General features: G+C 60.6%; 9 protein-coding genes. 1 reads left to right on the top strand and 8 read right to left on the bottom strand.

Annotated elements, in window-relative coordinates:
• Positions 1-249 precede the first annotated feature (249 nt).
• The 8 genes from PMI26_RS27605 to PMI26_RS27640 all read right to left on the bottom strand — a co-directional run bounded on the left by PMI26_RS27605 (position 250) and on the right by PMI26_RS27640 (position 13,109).
• Positions 250-690: an acyl-CoA thioesterase gene (locus PMI26_RS27605; protein WP_007970234.1), complete on the bottom strand. Its 441-nt coding sequence runs from the start codon at positions 688-690 to the stop codon at positions 250-252.
• 78 nt (positions 691-768) lie between these two features.
• A complete protein-coding gene (locus tag PMI26_RS27610) occupies positions 769-2,469 on the bottom strand; it encodes an AMP-binding protein (RefSeq protein WP_007970233.1) in 1,701 nt (566 codons plus the stop codon).
• 94 nt (positions 2,470-2,563) lie between these two features.
• Positions 2,564-3,688, bottom strand: a complete 1,125-nt coding sequence (locus PMI26_RS27615) for a thiolase C-terminal domain-containing protein (RefSeq protein ID WP_007970232.1) — start codon at positions 3,686-3,688, stop codon at positions 2,564-2,566.
• A gap of 105 nt (positions 3,689-3,793) precedes the next feature.
• On the bottom strand, positions 3,794-6,034 hold the full coding sequence (locus PMI26_RS27620; protein WP_007970231.1) for a peroxisomal multifunctional enzyme type 2: 2,241 nt from the start codon (positions 6,032-6,034) through the stop codon (positions 3,794-3,796).
• Between the two features lie 120 nt (positions 6,035-6,154).
• Complete coding sequence (locus PMI26_RS27625) at positions 6,155-7,297, bottom strand: acyl-CoA dehydrogenase family protein (protein WP_238540784.1); 1,143 nt, start codon at positions 7,295-7,297, stop codon at positions 6,155-6,157.
• 34 nt (positions 7,298-7,331) lie between these two features.
• Entirely contained in the window at positions 7,332-8,474 is a 1,143-nt protein-coding gene (locus tag PMI26_RS27630; RefSeq protein WP_007970229.1) for an acyl-CoA dehydrogenase family protein, read from the bottom strand.
• A 366-nt stretch (positions 8,475-8,840) separates the two neighbouring features.
• On the bottom strand, positions 8,841-11,534 hold the full coding sequence (locus PMI26_RS27635) for a LuxR C-terminal-related transcriptional regulator (RefSeq protein WP_007970228.1): 2,694 nt from the start codon (positions 11,532-11,534) through the stop codon (positions 8,841-8,843).
• Positions 11,535-11,867: 333 nt separating this feature from the next.
• Positions 11,868-13,109, bottom strand: a complete 1,242-nt coding sequence (locus PMI26_RS27640; protein ID WP_007970227.1) for an alpha/beta hydrolase family protein — start codon at positions 13,107-13,109, stop codon at positions 11,868-11,870.
• 171 nt (positions 13,110-13,280) lie between these two features.
• Here PMI26_RS27640 and PMI26_RS27645 point away from each other — a divergent pair, with 171 nt between their 5' ends.
• Positions 13,281-14,798 (top strand): wax ester/triacylglycerol synthase family O-acyltransferase, encoded by a 1,518-nt coding sequence (locus tag PMI26_RS27645; protein WP_007970225.1) that lies wholly within the window; start codon positions 13,281-13,283, stop codon positions 14,796-14,798.
• Positions 14,799-15,012: the final 214 nt, after the last annotated feature.

Here is a 15,012-nt window from a genome sequence, read left to right as displayed (position 1 = left end):
CCGGAGCGAGGGCATGCCGAGCATTAGCGAGGCACCGAACGAAAGGGGCAAGAGCCCTTGGTTACTTGGGGCTTTTCCAAGTGACTCGCTGTAAGAGCGAAACCGTCAGTGGCCGTTACCGCAGGAATGGATATGTACTCGGTCACCAGGAATCTGGTCGGCTAGAAGGCCGCCAAGATCAGATCAAGAGCAAGATCAAAAGATCGCAGCCTTCGGCAGCTCCTACAGGGGGTTGGGGGCGCCCGTGAATCAGATGTCGACCAGCAATTGCGCGAGCGCGGTACGCATTGGCCCGGACAAACTGACCGGTCGACGCGATTCGCGCCCGACGTAGACATGCACGAAGTGCCCCTGCGCTGCCGCCAGCGCCTCACCTTCGCGGAACAGGCCCACTTCATAGCGCACGCTTGAGCCGCCGAGCCGGGTGACTCGTACGCCGGCATCGATGACATCGGGGAACGCAATCGGGGCAAAGTAGTTGCACTGGGTTTCGACCACCAGGCCGATGGTTTCGCCGCGTTCATAATCGAGCAGGCCTTCACTCAGCAGAAAGCCGTTCACAACGGTATCGAAGTAGCTGTAGTAGTTGACGTTATTGATATGGCCGTAAACGTCGTTGTCCATCCAGCGGGTTTGGATCGGACGGAAATAGCGGTAGGCTTCGCGCGTATGCGCGTCGGGTTTGGACATGGGGAAACACACCTGCAATGAAATGGCCTGGTTCAAGGATTGCGCACGTCGCCGCAGCCACGTGCGCAATGAACCGTTTTATTCGAAAATCACTTTTTGCCGGCTACCGCACCAGGTCTCGGCGCGCTCGACATAGCGTTCCTCGATTTGCGTGCGGCGGATCTTCATGGTCGGGGTGAGTAACCCGCCGTCGATGGTCCAGTGGTCTTTAACCACCACCAGGCAGTCCAGCTGTTCATGATCTTCCAGCTGCGCATTGACTTGATCGAGCAGCTCTTGCAGCTCAACGGCCAGATCGCTGCGCTGCACGCCGCAAGCCAACGCCAGGCGTGTTTCCTCGGACAACGTGACCAGCGCAAAAGGCTGCGGCAGCCCTACCCCGGTCACACAGACTTCGCTGAGGCGTGGATGGCCGCCAAGCTTTGCCTCGATCGGCACTGGCGCGACGTACTTGCCCTTGGCCGTCTTGAACAGTTCCTTGACCCGGCCAGTGATACGCAGTCGCCCCAGTTCATCGAGTTCGCCACGGTCGCCCGTCTTGAAGAAACCATCGGGCAGATAGCTCTCGGCGGTCAACTCCGGTTGCTTGTAATAGCCCAGCATCTGCCCGGGGCTCTTGACCAGAATCTCGCCGTCTTCGGCAATTCGGCACTCAACGCCTGGCAAGCACTCACCCACATAGCCAACGCGCACCCGACCGGTGCGGCTGAAATGAGAGCAGGCGAAGTTTTCCGACATGCCATAGCCATCGAGCAGTTCAAGGCCGAGCTGGCGGTACCAGTTGATGATCGGCACTGGCAATGGCGCTGAGCCGGTAAACGCGGTGTGAACATGATTGAGCCCCAGCGCACCGAGGATCTTCTCTTTCATTCGCCCTGCTTCAATGGGATCGGCGAATGCAGCTTCCTGCTCCTCGGTCGGGATTTGTGCGTTGATCCCCTGATAGAACTTAGCCCACAACCGCGGCACCGAAAAGAACACCGTAGGTTGTGCGCGACGCAGGTCCGCGCCGAAGGTTTGCAGGCAATCGTTGAAAAACACATGCATGCCGTAACGCAACGAAGTCGATTCGACGCCTTGTCGTTCGGCACCATGGGCCAACGGCAGGTACGACAGCAGGCGCTCCTGGGGGCCGGGGCCACCCTTACTGTTATAGAGCGCCGTAGCATTGATCTGCGCCACATTGCACATGGTCCCGAAACTGTGCATGACGCCCTTCGGATGACCGGTGCTGCCCGAGGTGTAGATGACGGTGGCCAGGTCCGCCGGCTCCGGCAACGTGATCCGGGCAAGTGGTGCCGACTCGGCAATGATGTCCAGCCACTGATCGCCCTCGGAACGTGGCGAAAGCGGCAGGCTGATGACCGGCATGTTGGCCGGAACACCTTTGCTCGCGGCTTTCCACGCGGCCTCTTCGCCATCGAGCCGGCCCACGAACAACAAGCGCACCTCGGCATGCTTGAGTACATAGGCCACGGTGTCGGCGCTCGCCGTCGAGTACAGTGGCACGCTGATGTGCCCGCTCATCCAGATCGCCAGGTCGGCGATGATCCAATGGGCGCTGTTCTTGCCCAGGATCGCGATCGTCGAACGGCTCGGCAGGTCCAACGATTGCAGGTAAGCGGCCATGCGCCGGGCCTGGTCGCCGACCTCGCGCCAGCTGTAATCGAACACCATGCCATTGGGGCAAGGTTGTGTCAGGTACACCGAATCAGGTGTGGTGCGCTCCCAATGCTCAAACCAGTGCAGCAGTGTCATTTGCTCTTGTTGTTCGTTCATGACAGGTCCTACGATTTTGAAGGCGGTGTAGCCGCCTGATTATTTTAATCGAGTTGTCGCATGCCGTATCGTGCGCAAGGCTTCAGCCTCAAGGCTAATCGCAGCGATACATGGTCACCACACAGGCGCCGCCAATACTGATGTTGTGTTGCAAGGCGACACGGGCATAGGGCACCTGACGATTCGCCGCTGTCCCGCGCAACTGCCAGACCAGTTCGGCACACTGGGCAAGGCCTGTCGCACCGAGTGGATGCCCCATGGACAACAATCCGCCCGAGGGATTGATGACCCGGTTGCCGCCATAGGTGTTGTCGCCATCCTCGACGAGTTTCTCGGCATCGCCTTGCCGACAGAAACCGAGCGCTTCATACAGCAGGATTTCACTGGCGGTAGAGCCGTCATGGAGTTCGCACACATCGACCTCTTCCGGGCCAATGCCTGCCCGTTCATAGACGTCACGCGCTGCGGCGAAACCCAGCTCATAACCCACCGCACGGTTAGCGCAACCCTCGCTGAAACTGCCGGACAGATCGGTGGTCATGGCCTGCGCCGCAATGAAAACCGGGTCGCTGATCCCGCGTTTCCTGGCGAACTCATCGGAGCACAGCACCACGGCCGCTGCGCCACAGGCCGACGAACAGTACTGCAGTCGGGTCAGGGGCGCGCACACTTCCTCTTCCAGCACTGTTTCCAGGCTAAGGGGTTGGCGGTGTAGTGCATAAGGATTGAGTGCGGCGTGTTCGCGTGATTTCACTGCGATCATCGCGAAGGTTTCCTTGCGCGCACCATAGCGTTGCATGTATTCCCGTGCAGCCCTTGCGCACAGCTCGGTCGCGATCGGCGACTCACCGTCCTGCCAATGCTGCCCCGCCGATTCAGCCGACGGCGTTTCAAAACCCACTGCCAGCACACACTCGGCGATGCCGTGCTCAATGGCCTGACGCGCCAGATAAAGCGCCGTCGAACCGCTGGAGCCATGGTTGCTGACATTGATAATCGGAATTCCGGTCAAACCCAGCTCGGCAACGCCACGCTGACCGGAAAGGGAATCGCCGTGGACGAAACCGGCATAGGCCGCCTCGACCCAACGATACTCGATGCCGGCGTCTTGCAACGCCAGGCGGCCTGCCTCAGCGGCGAGGTCGTAATAGCGACCACCGACACCGGGCACGGTGAATGGGGTCATGCCTACGCCAATCACATTGACGCGACGATTCATGTAATGGTTCTCCCGTAACAGGGGGCTGCGGCTTGCGCACGAGGCGCAAGCCGCAGTGTCGTTGCCTCAGCGACCGGCCGGAGCCGTGCGCTGTGGCAGCGTGTTTCACGCAGGTTTGGCAGCTTTGGCCAGGCGCTCGGCAGTGGCTGCCGCGTACAGCTTCTGGTCGATGCCGGCGAACGCTTCCAGCTTCTTCGAAGCCATGGTGTCGCCAGTCAATTTCAGCTTGCCGCCGAAGAACAGCTTCTGCAGTTGTGGCTCTTCACCGGAAGCCAGTTCCGGCATGTTCGCTTCCTGGATGACCATGGTCACGTCCGCGTTGTCCGCAACGCCTTCATACAGGTCACCGTTGCCGTTCTTCAGGTCCAGCACCCAGTTGGATTCACGGTTCTTGACCACGAACTGCATGATCATCTGCGCTTCGGCAGCGATTTCCGGGTGGGCCTGCAAGTGCGCCTTGTACACGCCGAACACGTCGTGCGCGGTCAGGGTCTTTGGCTCTTCCTTGGACGCGTTGGTCAGCGAGGAGATGTCCGGAACCTTGTCGAAGATTTCCACGACGCCGCCTTTGAGCACGACCACGTCACGCTCCACCGCACGCATCTCGAACACCACACGGGTCGGCGTTTCACGCCACATGCGGGTTTCCAGGGTGTCGCCCGGCATCACAATGGAGGCGAAGCGCACACGGATGCTCTTGAACAGGCGCGAATCGTTGTTGCAGAACGCCTTGATCACGTGACGACCGGCGTAGCCGAAGGTGCACAGACCGTGCAGGAACGGCTTCTCGTAACCCGCCGCCTTCGCGTAGTCCGGATCGACGTGCATCGGGTTCCAGTCACCGCACAGGCGATACAGCAGGGCCTGGTTGATTTCGGTCTGCTCGGCGATCACCGCATCCGGCGAGCGTGCCGGCAGCTCAGGCAGTGGCGCGCTCGGGACTTTTTCCAGACCGGCGCCCGGCACACCGGCGTAGAAGCTGGTGATTTCGTTGTAGAACAGCGGTACGCCGTTTTCGTCGGTGGTCTCGATCGCCAGGATCGAAACGGAACTGCGGCCCTTGTCGATCGCCTGCTTCAGACGCATGGTGTGCTGGAGCTTGGCGGCCGGCGGCAGCGGACGGTACATCACGGTGTACTGCTCGCCGTGCAGGCCATTGGCGAACGGCAGCTCCAGACCTTCCAGGCTCGGCTTGCCGGACTTGATGGCCTGCAGGAACACTTCGGTCGCCGGCAGTACGGCCATGGTCGGCAGCACGCGGAATTCTTCGTCCTTGAACTCGTTGATGTACAGCAGTTCGGTCTCGTCCAGCGGGTCTTTCGCGGCGCCTACGGCCAATGCGTAGAGGGCGGCGTCGGTCTGGTTGTACTCGGTTCCCAGGGTCGACACGGCATTGCTGGCCACTTCCATGTCGACGTACTGGTTGCCGCCCTTGGCCGGCGAATCCAGACGCGCGAACAGTTCCTGGAAGCCTTCGCCGCCGTTGGTGTGGTGCACGCTGTGTTCGTCGAATTGGGTGATGCGCTCCCAGTTTTCACGAACCAGTTCCGGGCTCAGGGTATCGGTGTGCAGCACACGACCCTGGGAACGTTCCCAACGGTACTTGGCGTGGAAGCCACCGCCGACTTCGAACAGGCCGCCGGTTTCCGGGCAGTCTTCGTGGCACAACCAGCTGACCATTGGCGCAACGTGCTCGGAGGCCAGTTTGACGTGCACGTCTTCCGGCAGGATGCCGCTGGCGATCACCAGGCGCGATGCTGCGATCGGCGCGATCGTGTTGACGCGAATATTCTTCGAGGCACCTTCGAAGGCCAGGGACTTGGCGAAGCCGATCAGCCCGGACTTGGCGGTGGAGTAGTTGCACTGGCCGAAGTTGCCGAATACACCGGCACCGGAAGCGGTCATGATGATCCGGCCGTAGCCTTTCTCACGCATGATCGGCCATACGGCGTGGGTCAGCTTGAACGCGCCCTTGACGTGGATTTCCTGGATCAGGTCCCACTGTTCTTCAGTCATCTTGGCGAACGAAACGTCACGCAGAATACCGGCGTTGTTGATCAGGATGTCGACCGTGCCGAAGGCTTCCAGCGCGGTGGCGACGATCTTCTCGCCTTCGGCAACCGAGTTGTAATCGGCGACGGCTTCGCCGCCCATGGCCCGGATCTCGGCGACCACCGCGTCGGCGGCGGCCGACGAAACACCCACACCCTGAAGGTTCACACCCAGGTCGTTGACCACGACCTTGGCGCCGCGCGAACCCAACAGCAGCGCGTGGGCCCGGCCCAGGCCGTTACCGGCGCCGGTGACAATGGCTACTTTGCCGTCAAAACGAAGTTCTTGTGACACGATAACGCTCCTTCCCAATGGGTCTTGATTGTTAGCAAACGGCGACCCGACTCCCCAGAGCCGGTCACCGCTGACAGCTCATTCGCGCAAAATGCGAGAACAGGTTTTGAATGAGTGGTCTTACAGCGTGCGAGCGATGATTTCTTTCATGACTTCGCGGCTGCCGCCCCAGATGCGGTTGCCACGGGTATCGAGGAACAGGCGCGCAATCGGGTATTCGGTCATGTAGCCGTTGCCGCCATGCAGCTGCAGGCATTCCTCGACCACGCGCAGGCTCAACTCGGCGGTCCAGTGCTTGGCCATGGCGGCGGCTTCGGGAGTGAGTTCATTGCGCAGGGCCAGCTCCATGCAGCTGTCGACCCAGGAACGACCGATCTGGATTTCAGCCTTCAGTTCGGCGAGCTTGAAGCGCGAGTTCTGGAAATCGATCACCGGCTTGCCGAACACCGTGCGGCCTTTGGTGTAATCGATGGTGTGGCGCAGCGCGGCTTCGGCCTGGGCCTGGAATCCGATGGCACCGCTGATGCGTTCCCAGGCGAGGTCGCGCATCAACTGGCCGAAGCCCTTGCCCTCCTCCGGCCCCAGCAAGTTGCTGCAGGGCACGCGTACGTTGTCGAAGAACAACATGCAGGTGTCCTGGGCATGCAGGCCGATCTTTTCCAGAGGCTGCGACTTGGCGTACCCGTCGCGGCCGCTTTCGACGATGATCAGCGAGATGTCCTTGGCGGTGCCGGTGGTGCCGGTCTTGCAGACCACCACCACCAGGTCCGACTGCACGCCGTTGGAAATGAAGGTCTTGGAACCGGTGATGACGTACTCGTCGCCATCGCGCACTGCACGGGTCTTGACCGCCTGCAGGTCGGAGCCGGTGTTGGGCTCGGTCATGGCGATCGAACCGATGGCTTCGCCGCAGACCATCTTCGGCAACCAGGTCTGCTTCTGCTGCTCGCTGCCGTAATGCAGGATGTAGCCGGCCACCAGTGCATGCACACCGAAGCCAATGCCCAGGCCCGAAGCGCCAGAGCCCATGTACTCCTCGCCAATGACCATGGCGTACAGGCGGTCCGCGCCATAGCCACCGTACTCTTCCGGAATGCACGGCAGCAACAGACCCAGCTCACCGGCACGGCGCCAGATCTCGCGAGGTACACGTTTCTCCTTTTCCCACTGGGCGTGAAAAGGCAGTACCTCATCGGCCAGAAAACGTTGGGCCAGGCGCCGATAGTCTTCGTGCTCGGCGCTGAACAAGGTACGGGGGATCAGATATTCCATGGCAAATTCCTCGATGGGGCCGTGATCAGAGCGTGCGCCCGACCAGCTCTTTCATGATGTCGTTGGCACCGCCCGCAATACGCAGGACGCGGTGATCGAGGTAATGGCGCGCCACCGGGTACTCGAGCATGTAGCCGTTGCCGCCGTGCAGTTGCACGCACTCGTCGACCACCTTGGAATACAGATCGGAACACCACAGCTTGGCTGCCGCCGACGCTTCGGGGGTCAGCTTGTTTTCCAGGCACAGGGCCATGCATTTATCGACATAGTTCTGGCCGACGGCGATGTTGATCTTCATGTCGGCGAGCTTGAAGCGGGTGTTCTGGAAGTCGAAGATCGGCTTGCCGAACACGGTGCGACCGCGGGTGTATTCCAGCGTGTGCTCAAGCACGGCCTGCGCGCCGGCGATGCTGTTGCCGGCAATCCCCAGACGCTCCCAGGCCAGCTCTTTCATCAGTTGGAAAAAACCCTGGCCCGGAACGCCACCGAGGATGTTTTCCTTCGGCACGCGCAGGTCTTCGAAGAACAGCATGGTGGTGTCCTGCGCATGCAGGCCGACCTTGCGCAACGGCCTGGATTTGCTCAGGCCCGGACGGTCGCCTTCGACGATGATCAGCGAGATGTCCTGCGAGCCTTTGCCGGTGTTGCCGGTCTTGGCCACGACAACCACCAGGTCACAGTTGGTGCCGTTGGAAATGAAGGTCTTGGAGCCGTTGATGACGTAGTCGTCGCCCACCAGCGTGGCGCGGGTCTGGACCCCCTGCAGATCGGAACCGGTGCCCGGTTCGGTCATGGCCACGGCCGCAATCGCAGTGCCAGCCGCCATTTTCGGCAGCCACTTTTGCTTCTGTGCTTCAGTGCCAAAGTTGTTCAGGTAGCCGGCGACGATGTCGTGTACGCCGAAACCGATCAGGCCGCTGGCACTGACGCGCGTGACTTCTTCACCGACGATCAGCGAGAAGCGCCGGTCCAGGCCAAGACCACCGTAGGCCTCAGGGGTGGTGGCATTGAGCAGACCCAGTTCACCGGCTTTTTCCCAGATGGCACGGGGAACCAGGTGATCCTCTTCCCATTGCTCGTGGTGCGGCATGCACTCGTCGGCAAGGAAGCGCCGCGTGGTTTTGCGGAACTCCTCGTGCTCGTGCTCAAACAGGGTGCGCGGAATCATGAAGCATCTCCTTAAGGCTGGATCTACGCGCCGGATCAAACCGGCCGGGTCGATGCCACGATAGGAAATGCGCCTTGCCTGCTGTACCCCTCAGGGAGGGGGGGGCATCCATCGAAACCCACACCCCCCTGTAGGAGCTGCCGCAGGCTGCGATCTTTTGATCTTGTTGTTTAAGAGCAAGATCAAAAGATCGCAGCCTGCGGCAGCTCCTACAGGGGAATGGTGTGTCCCTCCCTGAAACGGGGAGGCTTGACCACCGACAATCCGCTTAAGCTGCGGTGGCAGCACGCCTGCGGACGCCCCGCCATTGCAGTCCACGCAACTGCTTTGGCGAGGTCGTCCTCAGGATTTTGTGCGGGGTGCAGCTCAGGGAATCAGGCCGTTCTTGCGCGCCCAGGAGACTGCGTCGTAGCGACTGGAAACGCCGAGCTTCAAGAAAACGTTCTTCAGGTTCCATTTCACCGTCTCCAGCGAAATGCTCAACGTCAGGGCCACCCGTTTGTTCGACATGGCCTGGCTGATCAACTGCAGGATTGCCAGTTCTCGTGGGGTCAAGGTCTTCTGGCCCGTCGAGGCGTTGCCATCGCTGGAATGTGCGCCGGCCTTGCCCTGCTCAAAACGCGAAAGCAAGTCCTGCAGGTAGGCAGCCAATGAGCTGTCGGCGGCGCACCTGTCCGTCAGTGGCAGCAGCAATGGATACAGCGCCGCGCTCTCGTCGAGAAAAGTCCGCACCAGCCCCAGTCGCTGCCCCGTTTCCAGCGCCTGAAGCAGTAACTCGTCGGTGGCGTCCTGCTTTCGCAGATCGGCATTGGCAATGGCCATCAACAGCAAAGCGCTCACACCCAGTTGGCCACGCAGGTGTTGTTGGGCATAACCGCGAACATGCTGCAGTTCCTGCAATGCATTGTCCGGGTAGTTGGTTGCCAGAAGCAGGCGTGCCTTGGCCAGGGCGACCATCGCGGGAATTTCCGCCTGGAACCCTACCGCCCCTTGATGGGCCTGCCCCAGCACATCGAGCTGAGCAACATGCACGGCCGCGTTGGCACGGTCCCCCTCGAGCAATTCGATGCGCACCTGCTCGGCGAGACAATGCACCAGCGCACGGTCCTGGCCAATGCTGCGAAAGTGGCGTTCCTGACGTTCAAGGAAGGCCAGTGCCGTGGCAGCCGACTCTTGCAGCAGATCCAGACGGGCACGGCAAATGCTGGCGCGCATCATGGAATCGGGCATGGTCCATTGCAGCAGTCCATTGCGATTGGCCAGGACCTCACGCGCCTCGTCGATCCGGTCCAGTTCACAATAAACTTCAGCCAGGGTGGAGGCTCCAGCGTAGGCACTGGCTGAGCGATGTCCGTGAACCGCCACAGCGCGGCTCAAATGCGTCTGGCCCATGCGTGCGGCATCGCCCATCCTGCCTTCCATCAGGCAACACAGGGTCCGGGTACCTTCCGCGAGTAACGCCATCTCGTCGTTTCGGTCGACCTCGGGCACCGGGTGGTCATCGAGACAACGCAGCGCATCTGCATAGCGTCCCGCCGCGGAATAGGCGAGTGCCAACATTGCCGGTGGGCCGTAGCGCATGATGGAGTAGTCGTCGATCAGCGGCTGGAATCTTTCGAGCAAGGCAATGACCGGTTCGGTACGATCGCGCTGTACATGGATGACCGCCTGAACCAGCGGCAGGCGGAACGCCACGTCTTCAGGCTGCGCAACACCACTTCGCTCGAATTGCTCAAGCCACGCCTCCGCCTTCGCCGGCCGTGCCGTCAAGGCATAGGCCAGGCAGCCGAGGAAAAACAACCGAGGCCTGGAGAACAACACTTCCTGCGGCAGCCGGTCCAGCAGACGCAGGAGCGGGCTTAATTGGTCCAACCCCCAGGTAGTCGGCGCCGCCCGTTCGATGACTTCAACGGCGAACTCCAGATCCCCGCCCAACGTGGCATGACGCATGGCCTCGGCCAGCAGTTTGCGCTCGGCGAACCAATGCGCCGCGCGCTGATGCAATTGCGCGATGTTTTGCGAGTTGCGACGAACCAGGCGCGTGGCCAGAAACTCACTGAACAGCGGATGGAAGCGATACCAGGGCAAGCGGTCGTCGGCTTCTACACGAAAGATCAACAGGTTTTCTTCTTCAAGCCGGTTGAGCATTTGCGCTGCAATGGTGTTGCCTGTCACGGCCTCTGCCAGGGAGGCGTTGAAGCGCCGGCAAATGCTGATTGCCTCCATGAAGTCCGCCAACTCCTCTGGCAGATGCGCCATCACATCTTCAGCCAGATAGCTTTGCAGGTCGTCCGATCTCCAGCCCAGTTCATGCAGGCTCGACCGGGCGCCAGGGTTGCTGCGCAGCAGGATCACGATCAGTTGCAGGCTGGCAGGCCAACCGCTGGTGAGTTCGTGAATAAGGTGAATTTCCTCTTCGTGCAGCTTCAACGCGGCCAGGTTCAACTCGAGGAACGCACGGGTTTCCGCCAGATCGAAAGGCAACGCCGCGCAGTCAAGTTCCACCACTTGCCCCATCAGTCGCAGCCGGCTGAGGCTGAGGGGCGGCTGAACGCGCGCGGCAATCACGAAGTGCAGGTTTTCCGGGCTGTGATCCAACAGTTTCTGCATCAATCGGTGCGAGCGCGGATCCGCGACATGCTGGTAATCGTCGAGCACCAGAAACAGCTCTTTGTTCACACTGGACGCCGCATCCACGATGGCCGCGACAACCTCGTCGATCGATTCGCTGCTGGCGCCTTCCAGCGGGGTGCCCGTGTCGATCGTCACACCGAGGCGCTGCAGGGCACCGCGCAAGTAGGCAAAAAAGGTCGAGAGGTGCTTGTCGTCGGCGCTCAGTGACAACCAGGCGACTTCAGCGCCGGCGCGCATCATGGTCTGGCGCCACTGCACCAGCAAAGTGGTCTTGCCAAAACCCGGACTGCCTATGACAAGGCCGACAGTGCAGTGCTCGATGCGCTGCAGCTCATCGATCAGCCGGCTGCGAGGAATCGATTGAGTGCCGATTCGCGGAGGGGCGAACTTGGTTGAAACAAGCAGTTTGTCGGTATTGATTTGCAAACCGAATCTCCGATTCCCTGCCCTGAGGGAAGCCCAAACAGGTCGTTACATTGATGAAAGTGGCGCCGTTGTGATCATCCTCCAACGCGTTGCCCCAGTCGACACGCTTGAACGCGCAAGCTCAACCGACTGCAACAGGCCGGATTGAGCGCACTTCAAATCGAATGAGGCGATAGTGAGGGCAAGACGCTGCCCCCTGCCCCCTCTATTGGGGGGGGTAGCTCGGAGCCCTTTTGTCTTTTCGAACGATAAAATCAAAAGATCGCAGCCTGCGGCAGCTCCTACAGGGAATCGCGTACACCTGTAGGAGCTGCCGAAGGCTGCGATCTTTTATCAGCACCACTGATCCATGAACGCGCACATGCGCAGCAGGTATTCACCACGCCCCAAGTGAATCAGGTGACTGCCAGGAAACCAGTGCAACTGACTGTCCGGCCAGTGCCGTTGCAGCAGACGCAAGTGGCGCGGCAGGCTGAAACGGTCGCCGGCCCCGCCGATGATGAGTACGCGCTTGCCGTCGATGCAGGGTTTGTAGGTCAGGGGATTGTGCACCGCAGTCAATCCGCGCATTTGGGCGACATTCACACCTTGGCTACGCATCAATCGCGGCAGCAACACACTCGTTGGCCACCACTCCAGAAACAGGTCGATCGGGCTGACCGCTGGGACTATGGGGATACAAAAGGACAGCCGCTCGTCGACCGTCGCGAGCAACGATGCGGTATAGCCGCCAAGCGAAATCCCCGTCACGCCGATGTGTTCCACGCCCCGCTCCTGCAGGTAATCGATAAACACCCGCAGGTCATGGATGGCATGCAGCGGCGACTCTGTGAATGAGAGCAGGCCACGCCCGAACAGACCAACACCGCTGAACAGATCGCCGCGCTCGGCACGTGGCCCATGGTGCGGGTAGGTGAAGAGCAGGATGTCGTAGCCCTGACGGTAAAGGCTCTCGAGCGAGAGCGCCTGGGCATTCAAGAAGGGAGCGTCCGCGGCGAACCCATGGATCACGATGAGGGTCGGACGCGGTCGATCACCATGACACCAGTGCTGGGCATGCGCCAGCAGGTTGTTCTGCATGTTCTCGAACTGTGGTTGCGCCGCCGGATTCAGTGGTTTGAACGGGCTGGCGAAGCGTAGCTGGAAGCGCTGGATGCCACGCAAACCCACCGAGCATCCCGTCGCCGGGCTCGTTTCGATGGCTATGCCTTTGGGCGGCTGCAGAAATACGCGCGTGGCATCTCCTCCACGCGCCAGCGGTTCGTAGAAGCGCAGTGCTTCAAATTCGTGTCCGGCATTTCCTCCCTTGTACAGCGCAACCGACATGGCGGTCGCCACCGTGGAAGACAACGAAGTGCGCAAGACCCGCTCGATCGCAGCAGTGCCATGGACTTTCAGCCGATTGCTGGCATCCAGCTCCGTGCCATCGGCTTGCCGCCAGAAATCCTCGGGCAGTTGCTCCCACCAGGGGGCCTGCAGTTCACTTTCCATAACGACGTCTATGCACGGAACAATCTCCTTGAGAAAGGCAAGTTTGCGCGCCCTGCCGATCAGCGCAATGCCAGGTGCGTGCATAAAACATCAGGAGCATGGCCCGGTGTTACCCCCTATTTGGAGGGGTTGGAAATGCTTCTCCGTTAGCCAATTGTCAGCTCTTTACTTTGGTCGTATTGACAAGCGCCAGTTGTCTATTTTGCAGGGCGCAAGTTATTCAATGGAGTGCACCACCTTGCGAGAGTCTCAAGAATGAACAAGCTAAGCGGCCAGGACGCCCTGTTCCTGCATGTTGATCGTCCGCATGCGTCATCCCACGGCACGATGATTTACATTTACGACCAATCGACTGTAAGCGGGCAGCGCCTGGGTTTCCGGGAAATCGTCCGCCACATCGAAAGTCGCCTGGACCCAACGTCCGTACAACGACGCAAGATCGTGCAGGTGCCATTCGGACTCGGCTATCCGTACTGGGTTGAGGACGACCTGTTCGACATCGATTTCCATGTACGCCACTTCGCCTTGCCCAAGCCCGGCGACTGGCGGCAATTCTGCATTCTGTTGTCACGTATTCATGCGCGGTCGGTGGATCTCTCCCGCTCGCCGTGGGAGATGTACGTGATCGAAGGCCTCGACAACATCGAGGGGATACCGAAGGGTAGCTTCGCGATCATCACCAAGACTCACCACGCCGCAATGGACGGTACCGCGGCGGCGGAGTTTACCTGGGCGCTGCATGACCTGGCCGGCGCACAGGGCAAACCCATTGCAGTCGCGGACAAACAGGAACAGGCAAACACCCCGTGCCACTCGCGACGGATCACCGACACCCTCACCCGCATGGTCATCGACAATGTTTCGGCTTCCGCGCGCATGGCCGCGCCTTTGACGCGCGTGCTACCCAAACTCGCTACGTTCGGCCTGCGCAGGCTGGCTCAGTCCTTGTGGTCATCCGAGGGTGGCGTACCGCGCACGCGATTCAACGCAAACGTGTCGGCCAAACGTGTCTGGGACTCGGTGACACTGGACCTGGCCACCGTGAAACTGATCAAAGGCACGGTGCCGGGAGCGACGATCAACGACGCGGTGCTTGCAATGATCGGCGGCGCGATGCGCCGCTATTTGCAGGCAAAAGACGAACTGCCGGAAAAATCCCTGGTGAGCATGGCGCCCGTCAATACGCGCCAGGAAGGGGCCGAGCGCACGACCAATACGATTTCAATCCTCAGGTTCCCGTTGGGTACTGACATGGAAGACCCGCTTGAGCGTCTTCAGGCGGTACAGCTCGCCACGGCGGAATGCAAGGCGATCCAGAATGCGATTGGCGCCCATGAGCTGACGAATCTGCAGAAGTTCACCCCACCGGCGACGCTGGGCCTGGCCGGCCGCCTGGCGACACTGACCGGCGGGGGCGGCAAGGGCCCGGTCTTACTGCACAACTGCATGGTGACCAACGTCCCCGGTCCCAACACTGAGCTCTACCTGCTCGGGGCGAAGCTGGTGCACTGGGGCGGCATGGGTCCGCTGGCCGATGGCATGTCATTGATCTGGAACCCGACCAGCTACTGCGGGAAGATGTTCATCTCGCTGACCAGCTCGCCGAACATCGTTTCCGATCCCGATTTTCTCGCGCGCTGCCTGCTGGACTCCTATGAAGAAATGAGTGAAGCGGCCAGGCAGATGACCCCACCGATCCCGGCCACCAAAGTGCTGAGCAAGCGTCGCAAACAGGGGCCAGGCAAGCCAAGGCAAGTCCGGACTCCAGCCTGAGCACTGGCGACTGCCTGATCTTGCGCCCGATGTAAAGGAAGAACAGATCTGTCAGGGATCGCTCTTCGGCTTGGGGTTTCTGGTATTCATCCCGAGTTTTACAGGCGCAAGACTGCACGGCCCCGGGAAATGGATTAATCCGATTGCGACTAATGCTTAGTGCTTATCGTGATTAACCTCAGTGGAAAGTTCCGGCCCAGCAGCAATACTCCAC

The organism is Pseudomonas sp. GM33 (assembly GCF_000282295.1).
Lineage (GTDB): Bacteria > Pseudomonadota > Gammaproteobacteria > Pseudomonadales > Pseudomonadaceae > Aquipseudomonas > Aquipseudomonas laurylsulfatiphila.
Note: the sequence above shows the minus strand (reverse complement) of the source record. Positions and strands in the feature narration are given on the sequence as shown.

Coding starts and splice junctions, on each gene's coding strand:
- PMI26_RS27605 (WP_007970234.1), bottom strand. CDS start 690: ATGTCCAAACCCGACGCGCATACGCGCGAAGCCTACCGCTATTTCCGT.
- PMI26_RS27610 (WP_007970233.1), bottom strand. CDS start 2,469: ATGAACGAACAACAAGAGCAAATGACACTGCTGCACTGGTTTGAGCAT.
- PMI26_RS27615 (WP_007970232.1), bottom strand. CDS start 3,688: ATGAATCGTCGCGTCAATGTGATTGGCGTAGGCATGACCCCATTCACC.
- PMI26_RS27630 (WP_007970229.1), bottom strand. CDS start 8,474: ATGATTCCGCGCACCCTGTTTGAGCACGAGCACGAGGAGTTCCGCAAA.
- PMI26_RS27640 (WP_007970227.1), bottom strand. CDS start 13,109: ATGCACGCACCTGGCATTGCGCTGATCGGCAGGGCGCGCAAACTTGCC.
- PMI26_RS27645 (WP_007970225.1), top strand. CDS start 13,281: ATGAACAAGCTAAGCGGCCAGGACGCCCTGTTCCTGCATGTTGATCGT.